Genomic DNA, 17062 nt, shown 5'->3' with positions numbered 1-17062 from the left:
TTGCCGGAAGCCTTGTGGCGTCTGCCGTGTCAGTGGATGCGCATTATAGGGAGTTCGATTCGGAAGGCAAGAAAAATAATGCAGTTTTTCTGTAAAAAACACCCAGTCGCACAGTAATCAATCAGACGCCATTTTGCACCCATCTTACCCTCAATTTACCCAGACCTTATCCACAACTCACTGTGGGCAACTACTCATTTGAATCAAAGAAGTATGAAACCCTAGAGCGAGGGTTAAGATATTCACGCACTTTATCAGGCAGCTTATTAGGAAAGATAGCGTTCACTATCTTTATCTCTTTTTCTGCTAAGTCAATGATAGGCGCCTGTGTTCTCGGAACCGAGGGATCGTAAATAAGCACATTTGGGAAAAGAATGTTTTTCGCATTAACTGAAATGACCAACCCCACCATATCATTCGACAACTGAACCACCGTACCTGGTGGGTAGATGCCCATAAACTTGATCAATAGGCCGAGATTTTCATGGTTATAGAGATGTTTGCAGTTCTTGTATAGGTGAGAGAGTGCGGCATAAGGTATTTTCTGTTCGGACGGTATATTACTGTGACATAAATTATCGTAGGCGTTAGCAACCGAAATAATTTGAGTCAATTCATCAATCTGGTCTTCTTTTAAGCCTTCTGGGTAACCAGACCCGTCATTCATCTCATGATGCTGAGCAATCACAGTACGTGCACTTTCAGGAAAGTCATCCATATTAGCCACAATATCTAACCCGTATTTGGTATGCAGCTTAAGGTAGTTAGTTTCCGGATCCGTTAGACGGGTTTGTTTACGCAAGATCGCTGTAGGGATCTTCATCTTCCCCATATCATGAAACAACGCTGCAAACGCGACTTCTTTTATCTTATTGGCATTGAGCTTTTTCGCTTTCGCAACCATCATCGCAACGACAGAAACATTCAATGAGTGAAAATAAATATCTTCAAATTCACTTTTGCCATTCATTAAGTGCAGCGTGACGTTATCATCACTCATTAACTTGTCAACAATGTCATGGACCAATAACGTTGCTTCATCAACCGCTTGCTCTGGACGACTGCGAATTTTGTTCATCACTGCACGCATTCTTGATAAGGAACGTTCAAACTCTTTCTCACAACTGATCACTCGGCGTCGATAGGCATTGAGCTTTTCTATTCGGTCTTGCTTTTCTTGCCAAAGCTTTTGCGCTTCCAAATCAATCTGTTCTTCTTTACCTTCCTCGTCGGCATTGCGTGCCGCATCTTCGTTAGGTGGTAACGGTTGCGTATCACTTTGGGCTGGATTAATAAACACATGCTTGATGCCTAAGTGACGAATCATTAGGATCTGCTCTTGGTCTTTAATCTTAAAGCTATTAAACAGAAAGGGATGATCGTTCCATTTTACTGGAAGTCGAATATGCAAGCCTGGTTGCAACCTATCTACTGTTATTTTGATACTCGCCACGAACTTAATACAACTTTGATAAATAAACTGATGGATAATTCTAGATGAAGGTGAGTTTAAATTCACCATTGATATTTACTATTGAGAACTCGATAAACTGTCGCAATAGCTTTACTATACCCAAACTCATTAAAGTTGCTGGTAGGCGGCAAGTGAATGAATCCCCATGAGCATAGATAGACTATGTGATTGAGGAGAACGAACGTAGCCCACATCGCTGCAGCTTCAAGTAAGAAGGGGATGGATTATATTACTTGACGAGTTCACAGTGTAGCATCCAACGAACACCAAACTGATCTTCAACCTTGCCAAAGCGCCCGCCCCAAAAAGCATCGGCTAGCGGCATCATGATATGCCCGCTCGTAGAAAGCTTATCGTACAAACGCGCTTGTTCATCCAGATTGTCCAACACGAGCGCCAACGAGATATTGTTACCGCTTAACTCACGAGCAACAACCCCATCCGATAACATCAACTTCATGCCAAATGCTTCAAACTCCGCGTGCATAATCCAGTTTGGGTCTGCCCCCTCAATTCGTTGAGGCGCATCTTTAAAATATTGTTTCGATAGCACAACCCCCCAAAACATTGTTGATAAAAGCTAAGTGCCTCTTCACAGCGGCCAGAAAAAAACAGATACGGTGTTACGTGATACATAGATATCGTCCATTAGTTATTTTTATAAAGATAGACGACAACTTCGTAACCTGCGGAAAATCAAAAAAAGAGTCTGAAAGTGAGGTCATTGACGTTAATAATACAGTTCAATAGGGTTTACCTATCAATAGGATTGACACAAGCAATTTTATTTAAGCAAACGTACATGTGAATATACTTTCCGAAAGCAACGAACATTGCTCATCCAATAATTTAAAAGGAAAGTAAAAATGATTAATACAAAGATCAAACCATTTGCAGCCACAGCATACAAAAACGGCGAATTCGTTGAAGTAACAGAACAAGACGTTATAGGCAAATGGGCGGTATTCTTCTTCTACCCAGCAGACTTCACATTCGTATGTCCGACAGAACTGGGTGACCTAGCAGACCACTACGAAGAGCTACAAAAACGCGGCGTTGAAGTGTACTCAGTATCAACAGACACACACTTCACTCACAAAGCTTGGCACGACAGTTCAGATACCATCGGTAAGATTCAGTACTACATGCTTGGCGACCAAACAGGCAACATCACAAACAACTTCGGTGTGATGCGTGAAGGTCAAGGTCTTGCAGACCGTGCAACCTTCCTAATCGATCCAGAAGGTACTATCCAAGCAATGGAAATTACTGCTGAAGGTATCGGTCGTGACGCAGAAGACCTACTACGCAAAGTGAAAGCCGCTCAGTACGTAGCAGCGCATCCAGGCGAAGTTTGCCCAGCAAAATGGAAAGAAGGCGAAGAGACACTAGCTCCTTCTCTAGACCTAGTAGGCAAAATCTAAGCCACTGAATTTAAGCTCAATTTTACATGCTAATTGACGCTTAACTTAGAGAGCATTCCAGGTTAGATACCTTGACGACCTTCTGCCTGGTTTGCTCTCTCCCTACTGATTTTATCCAGAGTAACCACTCTTTTGTTTATTTAAGGTAACAACAACTATGTTAGACCAAGCGATCCAACAACAACTCAAACAATATCTGGCTAATGTAAAACAAGACGTTCGTCTAGTGGTTAGTCTAGATGAAAGCAAAGCATCGAATGACATTCTGTCTCTGGCGAACCAAATCGCACAGATGAGTGACTTTATCACCGTTGAACGTGACGATAACGCAAGCGCACGTAAACCTGTGATGACGGTGACCAACCCTGAAAAAGGCACAGCACTTCGCTTTGCTGGCCTACCGATGGGTCACGAATTTACCTCTCTAGTATTGGCACTACTGCACTCTGGTGGTCACCCAATCAAACTAGAGCCGGAAGTGATTGAACAAATCGCAGCGCTAGATAAAGAATTGGAAGTTGAAGTGTTCATTTCACTGTCGTGCCAAAACTGTCCAGACGTCGTGCAAGCGTTCAATATGATGGCGGCGCTCAACCCGCAAGTGAAAGCAACCATGATCGACGGTGCGCTGTTCCAAGATGAAGTGAAGAAGCGCGACATCATGGCAGTACCAAGCGTATTCGTGAACGGTGAGCTATTCGGTCAGGGCCGGATGTCTTTGACTGAAATCCTAAACAAAGTGGATGACGGCGCGAGTGAGAAAGCAGCGAAAGCACTGAGTGAAAAAGACCCATACGATGTGCTCGTTGTCGGCGGTGGCCCTGGGGGTAGTGCAGCAGCACTATACGCCGCGCGTAAAGGTATTCGCACTGGCATTGTCGCTAAGCGCTTTGGTGGCCAGGTTATGGATACCATGGCAATCGAGAACTTCATTTCGGTAAAACGTACTGAAGGTCCCAAACTGGCAACTGACCTAGCCGAGCATCTAAAAGAATACCACGTAGACGTCGTGACTGAGCAACAAGCTGAGAAGCTAATGGGCGCAGCACACACAGAAGACGGTTTGATTCATATCCAGCTTGAAAGCGGTGCAACGCTAAAGAGTAAGAGTGTCATCCTAAGCCCTGGGGCACGCTGGCGTGAAATGAACGTTCCGGGTGAGCAAGAATACCGCAACAAAGGTGTCGCGTACTGCCCACACTGTGATGGTCCCCTGTTCAAAGGCAAGAAAACCGCGGTTATCGGTGGCGGCAACTCAGGCATCGAAGCGGCTATAGACCTTGCAGGTATTGTTGAGCATGTAACCGTTCTTGAATTTGCAGACGTACTTCGCGCAGACCAAGTGCTTATCGACAAAGCGAACTCACTACCAAACATCGACATTATCACGATGGCGCAAACCACAGAAGTAGTGGGTGACGGTACTCGCGTAACAAGCTTGAGGTACAAAGACCGCAACACAGATGAAATAAAACAGATTGAACTATCAGGTATCTTTGTTCAAATCGGTCTAGTGCCAAACACAGAATGGCTGAAAGATTCCGAAGTAGCGCTTTCTGAGCGCGGCGAAATTGAAGTCGGTAGCCGTGGTGAAACCAGCCTAGAAGGTGTCTTCGCAGCGGGTGACGCAACGACCGTTCCTTACAAACAGATCATCATAGCCATGGGTGAAGGAGCAAAAGCGAGCTTAGGCGCATTTGACTATCTTATTCGCAAACAAGACTAGCCATTGGAGACGAAATCACCCGCTCAAAAGCGGGTGATTCTTTATTATTTCATATGGAATATTTGTTCTGTCTCTAGCCCAGTCATTTTGCGCACCTGACGCCAAACATAATAGAAAATGCCGATCATCATCAACATACTCGGAATGGCAATCATCGGGTAACTGTAAAGAGTCATTTTACCAAGTTGCTCATTAAATTCAGCAGTGCCTGCTGGGCTGGTCACAATCCAGGTGGCAAGAAAGTAGTTCATCGCCGAAGAGAACATAAAGGTACTGGCAAACAGATAGTTTGAAGTCGACAAACAACGTTCAAATGTTGCTTGGTTACCAGTGTGCTCTAATTTTTGTTTGATCACTTCAAGGTTAAGTAAAGTATCGTTAAAAATTAGCTTCTTCACTACTGGATAACGAGTAAAACTAGACCCAAACACCACCATACCAATCAAACCGGGGATCAACGCCTCTTTTAATGCGAGCCATTTAGTATCGAGCTCAAGTAACCCTATACCTCCGGTCAGAAGCACACTGACAAAACCGAGCGCTGCAATGAAATTGAATTTTTTATGGCGAATCAACTCCATCGCGCCATAAACAGCGGGAAAGGCCAAAGCGACGATCAATGCCGCTGCCGTGCCCAAGTACTCGTCACCACTGAGCTTCATCAGAATCAGAGAGGGTAAAAGAACGTTAATCACAATCTCAAACAGTGGATTGGGTTTTCTTGCTTCAGTACTACTCATAATCTTCCATCACTTACCGCTACATCATGCAGCTCGAAGCGGAATTGTTCCCTGCTTCAAAGCAGATGTAAAGCGCTTAGCTCTCACCCTGTGTAACGACTTGTGACAGCGCACAGAAATATGCGCCATATTACGCTTATTGAGATTAGCAAAATTGTTGTTCGCTTAAAACGACGAAAGGCCGCTATAAAAGCGACCTTTCTTTGTATGGTACCGGTGGGCGGACTTGAACCGCCACGCCCGAAGGCAACGGATTTTGAATCCGTCGTGTATACCAATTTCACCACACCGGCATCTTGGGGCTTTGCCCTTTGATGATTGGCATTATACGTATGCGAGGCATTCGTGCAAGTGCAAAAGACTGAATTAATTGTCGTTTGCTGATAAAATCGCCACAAATCGATAAGCTGTGCGCAAGGTCTCTTTTCAGATTGAAGGAGAGACTATATTCTTTCGCCTTATTTTACTTTGGGTAAGCAACTTTTATGTCAACGATTGACTCTTTACCACCAGCAGGCCTATTACGCCGCTTAGGTGCTCTTTTTTATGATGGATTAATTATTATTGCCGTCGAGATGATGGCGGCAGGAGTGGTGGTTGCCATACTGCACGCTTTAATGGCGATGGGGATATTTAGTGTCGGTAGCTACGCAGATGTGAGTGACTTTCTCACTAGCCATCCTATTTGGAGCCCGATTTATACCGCTTATCTTGCTTTTGTCTGGATCTACTTCTTCGTTTTTTTCTGGACTCGCGCAGGTCAAACGTTAGGAATGCGAGCGTGGAAATTACAACTGCGTAACCCTAACGGCAGTGCTATTTCAGTCACTCAGGCACTGATTCGTATTGGTACTTCGGGATTTGGCTTGGCCAACTTAACCGTACCACTAGACCCGAAAAAGCGTGGCTTCCACGATATTTGGGCGAAAACCGAAGTCGTGGTATTACCCCAAGCAAATTAACAGGCAAAAAAAGGAAGGGTAATCATCCCTTCCTTGCTTATTTACCGATGTAACTAGTCGATTTTAAGCTCTTTTAACATCGCTTCTGGAAGTGCCAGCTCATCGTTTTTGTTGACTGAAATACCTGCCGCTAAAATCGCCTCAGCAATTTGCTTAGCTTCATCAAGCGAGTGCATCTCTGCCGTACCACATTGATACTCGTTGAGTTCTGGGATTTTATTTTGGCTTTCCACTTTAAGTACATCTTTCATCGCCGCTAACCAAGCGTCTGCCACTTGTTGCTCTTTAGGTGTACCGATTAGGCTCATATAAAATCCAGTACGACAGCCCATCGGTGAGATATCAATGATTTCAACATCATTACTGTTTAGGTGATTACGCATAAAGCCAGCATAGAGGTGCTCAAGTGTATGAATCCCTCTTTCAGATAAAATATCTTTATTTGGCGCAGTAAAGCGAAGATCAAACACCGTAATGGTATCTCCCTTTGGCGTTGTCATGGTTTTGGCAACACGAACTGCAGGTGCATTCATTCTCGTATGATCAACGGTAAAACTATCTAATAACGGCATTGTCCCTCTCCATTGTTCCAACCCATGTGGGCTGTCTCATTTACTTGCTATTATTGTGCGGTTTACACCAAGTATGTGGTAAACCGCTATTCCTTGTTAACGCTCTATTTGCTGGGTAAGTGCTGCTATGCTTTTAAGTAGGTGAAATAGTTATCGAGGAAGTCATCAAAGCTGAGTGTATCGGCCGCTTCCGCTTCTGCCTGAGCCACACGTGAACGTTCAACCTCTTGCTCCATCACCTCAGCACTGTAAATACGATATTGATGGTCAAGATGTTGCAGACGATACTGATTACCGAACGTGCAACCGACTTTGCCTAATCCACCTAAGCGTTTGGTGTCTTCGAGTAACTGGGCTGAAATAGTCAATTGTGGGTTATCAATCCAGGTCAGTAGTTTTTCGCACACTGCTTGATAAGCATAGCCACCTTGCGCTTTATCCATACGCTCAGCAATTTGTGCGATTTCCACAAAAACACGTTTTGCCCACGCCTGTAGCGTCAACACTTCACCCTTACAGCCGATTTGCAGCTCTAGCCCCGGCTTACGCCCTTCTACAATGACCTTGTTCCAATTTTCACGCCAACAGGATTGCTCGCAGTAATCCATCGGATCTGAATCGCTCAACGTAGCCCAAGCTAAGAAAAGATCTAAGAATCGAACTTGCTCTTCGGTAATTCCGACCGGGCTGTACGGATTCACATCCAAAGCACGCACTTCGATATATTCTACCCCACCGCGCGCTAAGGCTTCTGAGGGTTTCTCACCTGATTTAGCCACACGCTTTGGTCGAATTGGCGCATAAAGCTCATTTTCAATCTGTAAAACGTTACTGTTGAGCTGGCGATATTCGCCATCCACTTTAACGCCTATTTTAGCAAACTCTTGTGAAGGCGTACGGATGGCAGCATTGAGACCATCTAGATATTCAGCCAAGCTGTTGAAACCAATTTTAAGCGAACTTTGCGCACTGTTGGTGTAACCCAAATCACTCATACGCAATGATGTCGCGTATGGCAAATATAAGGTACCGCCAATCGATTCAAATGGTAGCTTTGTCTCACGCCCTTGAATAAACGAGGAACACAGTGCCGGTGAAGCACCAAAGAAGTATGGGATCAGCCAACCAAAGCGATAGTAATTTCGAATCAAACCAAAATAGGCTTGGGACTTACTCTCTTGACGTTGATGTTCGTTTTGCTCACCAAACAGTTGTTGCCAGAACGACTCTGGAAACGAAAAGTTGAAATGCACACCAGAGATGATTTGCATCAAGCTACCGTAGCGGCGTTTCAAGCCTTCACGGTAAAGCGTTTTCATTTTACCCGAGTTAGAACTGCCGTATTGCGCGAGATTAATATCATCTTCACTCCCCACATAACACGGCATCGATAGCGGCCACATTTTTTCCTCACCCAACTTAGTTTGGGTAAAGTGATGGATGTCTTCGAGCTGTGCGGTAAGGGTTGAGATCTCATGCGAGACTGGGGTAATAAATTCGAGCAACGACTCTGAAAAATCGGTCGTTATCCAATGGTTGGCATAAGCTGATCCTAACTCACTTGGATGAGATGTTGTTGCTAGGTAACCATCTTGGTGGTAGCGCAAAGTTTCACGTTCTACGCCTCGTCCAAAACTCTTAAATACATCTGGGTTTTGTGCAACTCGCTCTAGTCGCGCAGCAAAATCAGTCAAAATGAGGTTCGCTTATATCAGAGGTTTGGTATCACTACCAAACTGGCTAAACAATTTATAAAGGGTGACTAACATCACCCTTAAGCTATGCACTACGTTATGTGTACTCTAACGGATGATTTCAAGCTCTTCTATCGGAATCTGTAAACTTTCTAGTTGAGGCTTTAAGCTTTTGGCATCACCAACAACGATAATTTGGTAGTCATCAGGATTAAACCACTTACTCGCTAACTGATTTAGTGTCTCTTGGCCTACCGTCTCAACAATTTCGTTTCGTTGCTTGAGGTAATCTTCATCCAAACTATAAGCAAGGATACTACCGAGTAGCCCCGCTTTCTGTGAAGGCGTTTCATACTTTAACGCATCTTGTTGACCGACCGCCAAACGCAAAAATTTCATTTCTTCTTCTGTCATCCCATTTTGACTGTATTGTGACAGCTCTTTTTGCATCTCAATCACAGCGGGAACGGTCGCATCCGCACGAACTTGCGCAGAGAATACAATCGCACCCACTTCACGATTAGAGGCCAAATAACCACTCGCACCATAGGTATAACCTTTGTCTTCACGCAAGTTCTGATTGATACGGCTATTAAAGTTTCCTGCCAGATTAAAGTTGGCCAACTGAGTCAAGTACATCTCCCCTGTCGCATCAAAAGGCAAACCTTGGCGAACCATGCGTACTACACTTTGCGGTGCGCTAGGCTTATCAATCAAGTAAATCTTTTGTGCTGGTAACAAGGGGACAGATTGCGGACGAAGCAAAGGCGCAACCTTACCTTGCCACTGTTGCATAAAATGCAACTGCTGCTTAAGTTGGCGTTTGGTAATGTCGCCTACCACCACAATTTGTGCCCCTTGCGGTGTGTAATGACGATTATAAAACTGCTTAACATCTTGTAGCGTTAACTGTGAAACCGACGACTCGGTACCATCATTAGAACGCTGGTAAATCGTATTGGCAAACAGCACCTGCCTAGTCGCTTGAGACGCTAACCAGCTTGGTTGCTGATGTTGATAAACCAACCCTTCTAGCATCTGCTTTTGTAAACGATCAAAATCTTGCTGACGAAAAGCGGGCTTAAACAACATCTCTTCAACAATATCAAGCGTCTCAGCAAGGTGCTTTTCAAGGCTAGACACCGATAACGTGGTGGTGTAGTTACCTGCACTTATCGAGACACTGCTGCCTAACGTATCTAAGCGTGCTTGGATCTGCTCCAAACTCGACTCAAGCGTTGCTTCCTCCATCATGGCTGCGGTTAAGTTCGCTAGCCCTTCTTTCCCTTTCGCCACATAGCGCTCACCCGCTGGAAGACGTATTTCGATCTGTACGGTTGGCGTTTCAGAGCTGACCGTACCTAACACTTCAGCGCCATTATCGAAGTAGAGTCGATATAAATCTGGCATCGCCGCTTTAACCGCTTGCGCAACTTCTGGCATCACCGAGCGGTCAAAGTCATCTATCGCTTTGGGGTAAGAGAGTTGATCATCAGTAATCTTTTGATATTCAGGCAGTGTGCGTTGTGGTGTAACAAAATCTGCTGGCGCTGCAGCGAGTTCGGTTCGCCCTTTAGGAACCACACTCAAGGTCACTTTGTGATGACCGTTGAGGAACTGCTTATAAGCCGCCATAACCGAGTCTGGAGTAACCGCACGAATTTGTTCTAGTTGCGATTGAATACGGTCGGGCTGTGCAAAAAAGGTCTCGTTAGAGGCAAGCTGAGAGACTTTTCCGCGCACACTTTGCAAGGCGAAAACCGCATTAGCTTCTGCCATACCACTGATTTGTTCAAGACGTGGCTTATCGACGCCTTGCGCTTCAAATTCATTGAGTGTCTGCAGTAGTTCTTGATAGAGCGGTTGCAGCGCGCCTTGTTCACCTGATGGCGCCATGGCGTACACATAGAAAGTACACGCTAGCTCGGCACAATCTTGAAATGCACCAGCATCGACCGCTTTCTGAGTTTTGACCAACTTTTGATAGAGTAAGCTATTTGCGCCACTGCCCAGTACGTTAGCCAACGCATTCAATGACGCTTGTTGCTGTGCACCCTTGTATACCGTCGGCCAGCCCATCAGTAGCATTGGTTGTTGAATTCGATCTTCAAGCGTTACATATCGGTCTTGGTTTAGAGTCGCTGGCTGTTTAGGTGCTTGTTCTACCGCCGGACCGGCTGGAATAGAACCAAAATATTGGTTAACCCATTCAAGCGTTTGCTTAACATCAATATCACCACCAATCGTCAGTACCGCGTTGTTCGGTCCGTACCAACGTAAGAAAAAGGCTTTAAGGTCATTGACGTCAACGCGATCTAAATCCTCAACGTAGCCGATAGTTTGCCAAGAGTATGGGTGACCTTCAGGGTACATGGCTTCAGCCATTTTTTCCCACATTAAACCGTAAGGGCGATTATCGTAATTTTGCGCACGTTCGTTTTTGACCGTATCACGTTGTATTTCAAACTTACGTTGCGATACTGCATCGAGTAAAAAGCCCATTCGGTCAGACTCGAGCCACAGCATCTTCTCAAGTTGGTTAGCGGGCACGGTTGCAAAGTAATTGGTGCGATCTCGATTGGTGGTGCCATTTAATGTTCCACCGGCCTCAGTAATGATCTTAAAATGTTGTTGATCGCCAACATTTTCGCTGCCTTGGAACATCATATGTTCAAAGAAATGGGCAAAACCTGATTTGCCAACCTCTTCACGAGCCGACCCCACATGATAAGTCACATCAACATGCACCAAAGGATCGGAGTCATCCGGAGAAAGGATCACCGTTAGACCGTTATCCAGTTGGTATTTAGTATAGGGAATCATTGCCTGGCCCGATTGCGGCTCTACCTCTTCGATCAGAGTAACGCCTGTCGGCAATGAAGAAAAAAACGGCACTGAGGTTAACGTATTTGCAGAGCAACCATAAAGTGCAACCAGAGAAACAGCGCCAAGCCAAAACTTTCTCATGACATCCCCTTAGAAAAAACCAAAATAAACGGCAGACAGTACACTGTAGCGAAGCGCCTTGCCGATAAGAATGAGCCACAAACATGGCCAAAAACGCATTCGCAGCCAACCAGCCGCCAAACACAGTGGATCCCCAATAACGGGTAACCAACTCAAAAGAAGCGTCCAATAACCGTATTTATTGAGCCACAATAATGCTTTATGACCCTGTTTTTCTTTCTGAGTTCGATTAGGTAGCCATAAACCGAGCCAATAATTGGTTAGCCCTCCGAGGGTATTGCCCACAGTAGCAACGATAATGGTCGTCGAAGTCGCATATTGATTGAGACTAAGTGTTGCGATTAACCCCGCTTCAGAGCCGCCGGGCAGTAAAGTGGCACTAAGGAATCCACTGAAAAAAAGAACCCATAGTGCCGAATCAGAAAACCACAGAGCGAAAGATTCAAAAGCGCTGTTAAACGCTGCTAGCATTGCATATCAAGTAAGATCTTGCCCCGCGTATGACCCGTTTCTATTTGCTTGTGGGCCTCAGCGACCTGATCGAGTGGATAGATGTGTTGAATCTCGGTTTTCACCAAACCAACACTAACCATGTAAAGTAGCGCATCTAACTGTTCGGGATTAGGATCAACCAGCATCCCTGTCGCGTTAAAGCCAAGCAGTTTGGCTTTTTCACAGATAAGCTCAGCACTGAGCGTAGGCACGGTAACCACTGTGCCGCCATCCTTTAAACAGTTCAAGGCATCAAGTGCCGCATCTCCACCGACAAGGTCAATCAATACATCCGCCTCTTCGACACGTTCAGAAACAGGCGAAAACTTATAGTTAACCGCATGAGCGCCCAAGGTCGCCATGTAATCGAGGTTCGCTTCGCTACACGTGGTAAAGACTTCGGCTTTTGCCGCGATGGCAACCTGAATCGCTATATGACCGACACCGCCAGATCCAGCTAAGATAAGTACCCGCATCCCCTCTTTAACGCCAGCTTTGTCTAACGCTTGCAGTGCGGTTTGCCCTGCGAGTGGCAATGCAGCGGCCGCTTCGAGTGTGATCGCACTAGGGACCAAACTGAGCGCACTTTCAGACACCGAGAGGTATTGGCTATAACCGCCACCTTGCAATGGAAAGCCAATAAAGCCCGCTACCTTATCACCAATATTAAAACGCTCAGCTTGCGACCCCACCGAGATTATCTCACCAGAGATATCATAACCGGGCACCCAAGGGAGGTTATCTTTATTTTCTGACGCAGCCCACCCTAAGCCAGCACGCGTTTTGACATCGATAGGATTTACACCCGAGAAGTGAACTTTCACTACCACTTCGCCAACCAAAGGTTCAGGAATAGGTGACACTTGAGTAACAAGGACGTCGGGATCACCAAATTGAGAGATTGCGATTTGTTTGTTTTCCATGTGTTCATTTCCCTATCGATATAAAAAAGGGATGCGATAGCATCCCTTTGAATATATACCATTTATTACACGGTGTTGAGCACTTGAGTATAAATTAATCAACCGCTCACATTTACGTTAAGCTAGCCAACCAAGGCAAGTAGAACCCCCGCAGCAACCGCCGAGCCAAGTACGCCGGCCACATTCGGGCCCATTGCGTGCATCAACAAGAAGTTTTGTGGGTTTGCTTCAAGACCGACTTTATTCACCACACGGGCAGCCATTGGCACCGCAGAGACACCTGCCGCACCAATCAGTGGATTGATGTCTTCTTTTGACAGCTTGTTGAGTAGCTTGGCCATCAACACACCGCCAGCAGTACCGATACTAAATGCGACCGCACCCAGTGCCAAGATGCCTAAAGTTTCGATATTAAGAAACTCTTCCGCTTGCAGTTTTGAGCCGACACCAAGTCCTAAAAAGATAGTGACAATGTTGATCAGTTCATTTTGCGCTGTTTTCGATAAACGCTCAACAACACCAGCTTCACGCATCAGGTTGCCAAGACAGAACATACCGACCAGTGGTGTGGCTGCTGGCAGGAACAAAATCGTCATCAATAATACGGCGAGAGGAAAAAGGATCTTCTCGGCCTTACCAACGTGGCGCAGCTGCGCCATTTTGATCTTGCGCTCTTCAGGGCTCGTCAATGCCTTCATGATCGGCGGCTGAATAATCGGCACTAATGCCATGTAGCTGTACGCAGCAACAGCGATTGCACCGAGTAGATCCGGTGACAACTGACTAGCGAGGAATATCGCTGTCGGGCCATCGGCACCACCAATGATCGCAATCGAAGCCGCATCTGCCATGCTAAATTCCATACCTGGAACATAATTCAGCAAGATCGCGCCAAACAGAGTCGCAAAGATACCAAACTGCGCAGCAGCGCCTAGCCACAAGGTTTTCGGATTCGCAATCAAAGCACCAAAGTCGGTCATTGCCCCCACGCCCATAAAGATAAGCAGAGGGAAAATACCCGACTCAATCCCTACGTAATAAACGTAGTAAAGCAAGCCACCTTCGTCTGTAAAGCCTGCATTAGGGATATTGGCTAAGATCGCACCAAAGCCGATCGGTAACAGTAGTAGTGGTTCAAAGCCTTTTCGAATCGCCAAAAACAGCAATAGACAGCCAACGAAGATCATACAGATCTGGCCGAACTCAAAGTTAGCGATCCCTGTCTTTGACCATAAGATCATTAATCCTTCCATGAGACTCCCTTACGCTAAACTGAGCAGAGGAGAACCCACAGTGACGGAATCACCCTCTTTAACGTGAAGATCTTGCACGATACCTCCGCGAGCAGCGCGGACTTCCGTTTCCATCTTCATCGCTTCAAGGATCAATAACACATCACCCTCTTCAACTTGAACACCACTTTGCACATTGACTTTAAAGATGTTGCCTGCAAGCGGCGCTGGCACCATTTCCGAATTACCCGCTGGCGCAACTGAGGCAGTTTGTGGTGTTTCTGAAGCGGAAGCCGCGACAGACGTTAGTTGACCTTGTGGGCCGACCTCAACATCGTACACTTGACCATCCACTTTAACGCTGTAAGTCTCGATTCCACCTTGAGTGACAGGGACTGCTGCAACTGGCTCTTCAAGCCCTGGAGCTGGCTCAAACGCCTCTGGGTTGTGACGATTTTTCAGGAATTTGAGGCCCACTTGTGGGAACAGAGCATAAGTTAACACGTCATCGACTGTATCTTCTGCTAACGAGATACCTTCTGCTTTGGCTTTCGCTAACAGCTCGTCTGTCAACTTATCCATTTCTGCATCAAGCAAGTCAGCCGGACGACAAGTAATTGCCTCACCGCCATTGAGCACTTTCGCTTGTAGTTCAGGGTTCAGTTCAGCTGGTGCGACGCCATACTCACCTTTAAGAACACCAGCGGTCTCTTTGGTGATGCTCTTATAGCGCTCACCAGTTAACACATTGATCACAGCTTGAGTCCCGACGATCTGTGAGGTCGGAGTCACCAAAGGAATATACCCGAGGTCTTTACGTACACGAGGGATCTCTTCGAGTACTTGATCAAGTCGGTCAGCCGCGCCTTGCTCTTTGAGCTGCCCTTCCATATTGGTCAACATGCCACCGGGAACCTGAGCGATCAAGATACGGGAATCGACGCCTTTAAGTTGACCTTCGAACTTAGCGTATTTCTTGCGTACTTCACGGAAATAAGCCGCTATCGGTTCAATCTGATCGAGATTAAGGTTGGTATCACGCTCGGTACCTTGCAGCATCGCTACTACGGTTTCGGTTGGCGTATGGCCATAAGTACAGCTCATTGAAGAAATAGCAGTATCGAGAATATCAATCCCCGCTTCTACCGCTTTTAACGCTGTCGCCGTCGATAGACCCGTAGTGGCATGACAATGAAGCGCAAGTGGGACATCACAAGATGACTTAATCCGTGAAATTAGCTCCTCGGCTTCATAAGGCTTAAGCAGTCCTGACATATCTTTGATACACAGTGAGTGACAGCCTAAATCTTCCAAACGCTTGGCAAGATCCACCCAAGTCTCGGTGTTATGTACAGGACTGGTCGTATATGACAGAGTACCCTGTGCATGCGCACCGACATCAACCGTGGCTTTGACTGCTTGTTCAAAATTGCGTACATCGTTCATCGCATCAAAGATACGGAACACATCCATACCATTGGCATGAGCTCGTTCAACAAACTTTTCGACGACATCGTCGGCGTAATGGCGGTAGCCCAATAAATTCTGACCACGCAGCAACATTTGCATTGGGGTGTTAGGCATTGCTTTTTTTAAGGCACGTAAACGCTCCCATGGGTCTTCACCCAAGAATCGAATACAGGCATCAAACGTCGCGCCGCCCCAAGTTTCGAGAGACCAGTAACCGATTTTATCCAGTTCCTCTGCGATAGGTAACATATCCTCTAGACGCATACGAGTCGCAAATAGCGACTGATGGGCGTCACGAAGGACCACGTCTGTTAAAGCGAGTGGTTTAGACATGCTCATTAACTCCTTTTAATCCTATCAAATGCTATTTAGCGGTAGACGCACGGTACTGGTGTACCGCAGCGGAAATGGCCGCAACGATTTGCGGGCTAACAGCAGAAGATGGTAATTGAACTTTGTTATTTTGATTAGGTGTCGCGATCGGCTCAGGTGCTTCTTCAGGCACCAGTTTTGACATCAACCGAACGAGGTAAACAAGAATAGTGAGGAAAATAAACACCACCGACATCCCCGTAATCATGAAGGTGGCAGCATCTACTAGCAGGCTTCCAATTGTATCCATTTTTGCATCCTTTCTTTGTCATCCTGACAACAGCATCGGCTATAGCTAAAAACATCATGTTTTATTGAAACGCTACGCTAACGTCAACCAAACTCAATCTGGCTTTCTGATGTACAGGACTCACAATAAATCCTGACAAGAGGTCTAGGATTATCTCGATTGGTTAAACTTTGTCAATTTTGTTTAAGGTGCTATTGAGGATAATGCACAAATCTAGAGAGTTATTCGTCACACAAATCACATAAACCTGTAATATCTCGCCAAACAAGCACAAATAACTGTGTGTTTTCCGACGTTAAGCTAAAAAGCACACTGATACTGCGATAGGCTTAAAAAAATTCAGAAATTGAGCTAAAAAACAATAGCTTGTAATCGATAGGTTTCAAAAATGTTAAGAAATAGTTAAAAAAGCCCTGCTATTGCTAGCAGGGCTTTTTAAGAAGTGGCGCGTCCTGGAGGATTCGAACCTCCGACCGCCTGGTTCGTAGCCAGGTACTCTATCCAGCTGAGCTAAGGACGCGCAGTTTCGATATCAACGATAGTCAATATCAGGATCGCTGTTGGTACAAAAGAAACCCTAAAGAGTGGCGCGTCCTGGAGGATTCGAACCTCCGACCGCCTGGTTCGTAGCCAGGTACTCTATCCAGCTGAGCTAAGGACGCGCAGTTTCGATATCAACGATAGTCAATATCAGGATCTCTGTTGATACAAAAGAAACCCTAAAGAGTGGCGCGTCCTGGAGGATTCGAACCTCCGACCGCCTG

At 45.9% G+C, this 17062-nt stretch carries 13 protein-coding genes, 3 tRNA genes and 1 pseudogene; 3 read left to right on the top strand and 14 right to left on the bottom strand.

All coding sequences use genetic code 11. From position 1 onward, the window contains the following. Positions 1-190: 190 nt before the first annotated feature. On the bottom strand, positions 191-1453 hold the full coding sequence (locus CDZ87_RS16015; RefSeq protein ID WP_100754421.1) for a cyclic di-GMP phosphodiesterase: 1263 nt from the start codon (positions 1451-1453) through the stop codon (positions 191-193). A gap of 250 nt (positions 1454-1703) precedes the next feature. After that, positions 1704-2110: pseudogene (locus tag CDZ87_RS16010) on the bottom strand (VOC family protein). Positions 2111-2340: 230 nt separating this feature from the next. Between CDZ87_RS16010 and ahpC the strand changes: the two are divergent. Beyond that, on the top strand, positions 2341-2898 hold the full coding sequence (ahpC, locus tag CDZ87_RS16005) for an alkyl hydroperoxide reductase subunit C (RefSeq protein ID WP_100754420.1): 558 nt from the start codon (positions 2341-2343) through the stop codon (positions 2896-2898). Positions 2899-3055: 157 nt separating this feature from the next. After that, positions 3056-4624, top strand: coding sequence for an alkyl hydroperoxide reductase subunit F (gene ahpF, locus CDZ87_RS16000; RefSeq protein WP_100754419.1), 1569 nt, complete (start codon positions 3056-3058; stop codon positions 4622-4624). A 44-nt stretch (positions 4625-4668) separates the two neighbouring features. On the opposite strand, the gene CDZ87_RS15995 is transcribed toward ahpF, so the two are convergent. Both CDZ87_RS15995 and CDZ87_RS15990 read right to left on the bottom strand, forming a co-directional pair. Next, complete coding sequence (locus tag CDZ87_RS15995; RefSeq protein WP_100754418.1) at positions 4669-5364, bottom strand: VC0807 family protein; 696 nt, start codon at positions 5362-5364, stop codon at positions 4669-4671. Between the two features lie 208 nt (positions 5365-5572). Next, positions 5573-5657, bottom strand: a tRNA-Leu gene (locus CDZ87_RS15990). 192 nt (positions 5658-5849) lie between these two features. Between CDZ87_RS15990 and CDZ87_RS15985 the strand changes: the two genes are divergently transcribed. Next, positions 5850-6326, top strand: coding sequence for an RDD family protein (locus CDZ87_RS15985; protein WP_038176135.1), 477 nt, complete (start codon positions 5850-5852; stop codon positions 6324-6326). A gap of 53 nt (positions 6327-6379) precedes the next feature. Here CDZ87_RS15985 and luxS read toward each other — a convergent pair whose 3' ends face one another. From luxS to CDZ87_RS15935, 10 genes are all read right to left on the bottom strand, one after another. After that, the gene (gene luxS, locus CDZ87_RS15980; RefSeq protein ID WP_100754417.1) at positions 6380-6898 is read right to left on the bottom strand and encodes an S-ribosylhomocysteine lyase; all 519 of its coding nucleotides are present in this window, start codon (positions 6896-6898) and stop codon (positions 6380-6382) included. A 125-nt stretch (positions 6899-7023) separates the two neighbouring features. Beyond that, complete coding sequence (gshA, locus tag CDZ87_RS15975; RefSeq protein WP_100754416.1) at positions 7024-8592, bottom strand: glutamate--cysteine ligase; 1569 nt, start codon at positions 8590-8592, stop codon at positions 7024-7026. Between the two features lie 108 nt (positions 8593-8700). Further along, positions 8701-11559, bottom strand: a complete 2859-nt coding sequence (locus CDZ87_RS15970; RefSeq protein ID WP_100754415.1) for a M16 family metallopeptidase — start codon at positions 11557-11559, stop codon at positions 8701-8703. A gap of 9 nt (positions 11560-11568) precedes the next feature. Then, entirely contained in the window at positions 11569-12030 is a 462-nt protein-coding gene (locus CDZ87_RS15965; protein WP_038176130.1) for a YqaA family protein, read from the bottom strand. Beyond that, complete coding sequence (locus CDZ87_RS15960; protein ID WP_100754414.1) at positions 12024-12974, bottom strand: NADP-dependent oxidoreductase; 951 nt, start codon at positions 12972-12974, stop codon at positions 12024-12026. Before CDZ87_RS15960 ends, CDZ87_RS15965 begins: the two co-directional genes overlap by 7 nt. A 122-nt stretch (positions 12975-13096) precedes the next feature. Then, positions 13097-14227, bottom strand: a complete 1131-nt coding sequence (locus tag CDZ87_RS15955; RefSeq protein WP_100754413.1) for a sodium ion-translocating decarboxylase subunit beta — start codon at positions 14225-14227, stop codon at positions 13097-13099. A 9-nt stretch (positions 14228-14236) separates the two neighbouring features. Beyond that, the gene (gene oadA, locus CDZ87_RS15950) at positions 14237-16009 is read right to left on the bottom strand and encodes a sodium-extruding oxaloacetate decarboxylase subunit alpha (protein WP_100754412.1); all 1773 of its coding nucleotides are present in this window, start codon (positions 16007-16009) and stop codon (positions 14237-14239) included. A gap of 31 nt (positions 16010-16040) precedes the next feature. Next, entirely contained in the window at positions 16041-16298 is a 258-nt protein-coding gene (locus CDZ87_RS15945) for an oxaloacetate decarboxylase subunit gamma (protein WP_100754411.1), read from the bottom strand. Between the two features lie 443 nt (positions 16299-16741). Then, positions 16742-16818 (bottom strand) — tRNA-Arg (locus CDZ87_RS15940). A 65-nt stretch (positions 16819-16883) separates the two neighbouring features. Further along, positions 16884-16960 (bottom strand) — tRNA-Arg (locus CDZ87_RS15935). Positions 16961-17062: the final 102 nt, after the last annotated feature.

It is taken from the genome of Vibrio salilacus, assembly GCF_002811245.1.
GTDB classification, from domain to species: Bacteria; Pseudomonadota; Gammaproteobacteria; order Enterobacterales; family Vibrionaceae; genus Vibrio; species Vibrio salilacus.
This window is presented reverse-complemented; position numbering and strand designations above follow the sequence as displayed.

Bases quoted from the DNA above. Each gene is read 5' to 3' on its own strand.
- ahpC (WP_100754420.1), top strand. From the start codon at position 2,341: ATGATTAATACAAAGATCAAACCATTTGCAGCCACAGCATACAAAAAC.
- ahpF (WP_100754419.1), top strand. From the start codon at position 3,056: ATGTTAGACCAAGCGATCCAACAACAACTCAAACAATATCTGGCTAAT.
- CDZ87_RS15995 (WP_100754418.1), bottom strand. From the start codon at position 5,364: ATGAGTAGTACTGAAGCAAGAAAACCCAATCCACTGTTTGAGATTGTG.
- CDZ87_RS15985 (WP_038176135.1), top strand. From the start codon at position 5,850: ATGTCAACGATTGACTCTTTACCACCAGCAGGCCTATTACGCCGCTTA.
- luxS (WP_100754417.1), bottom strand. From the start codon at position 6,898: ATGCCGTTATTAGATAGTTTTACCGTTGATCATACGAGAATGAATGCA.
- CDZ87_RS15970 (WP_100754415.1), bottom strand. From the start codon at position 11,559: ATGAGAAAGTTTTGGCTTGGCGCTGTTTCTCTGGTTGCACTTTATGGT.
- CDZ87_RS15965 (WP_038176130.1), bottom strand. From the start codon at position 12,030: ATGCTAGCAGCGTTTAACAGCGCTTTTGAATCTTTCGCTCTGTGGTTT.
- CDZ87_RS15960 (WP_100754414.1), bottom strand. From the start codon at position 12,974: ATGGAAAACAAACAAATCGCAATCTCTCAATTTGGTGATCCCGACGTC.
- CDZ87_RS15955 (WP_100754413.1), bottom strand. From the start codon at position 14,227: ATGGAAGGATTAATGATCTTATGGTCAAAGACAGGGATCGCTAACTTT.
- oadA (WP_100754412.1), bottom strand. From the start codon at position 16,009: ATGTCTAAACCACTCGCTTTAACAGACGTGGTCCTTCGTGACGCCCAT.
- CDZ87_RS15945 (WP_100754411.1), bottom strand. From the start codon at position 16,298: ATGGATACAATTGGAAGCCTGCTAGTAGATGCTGCCACCTTCATGATT.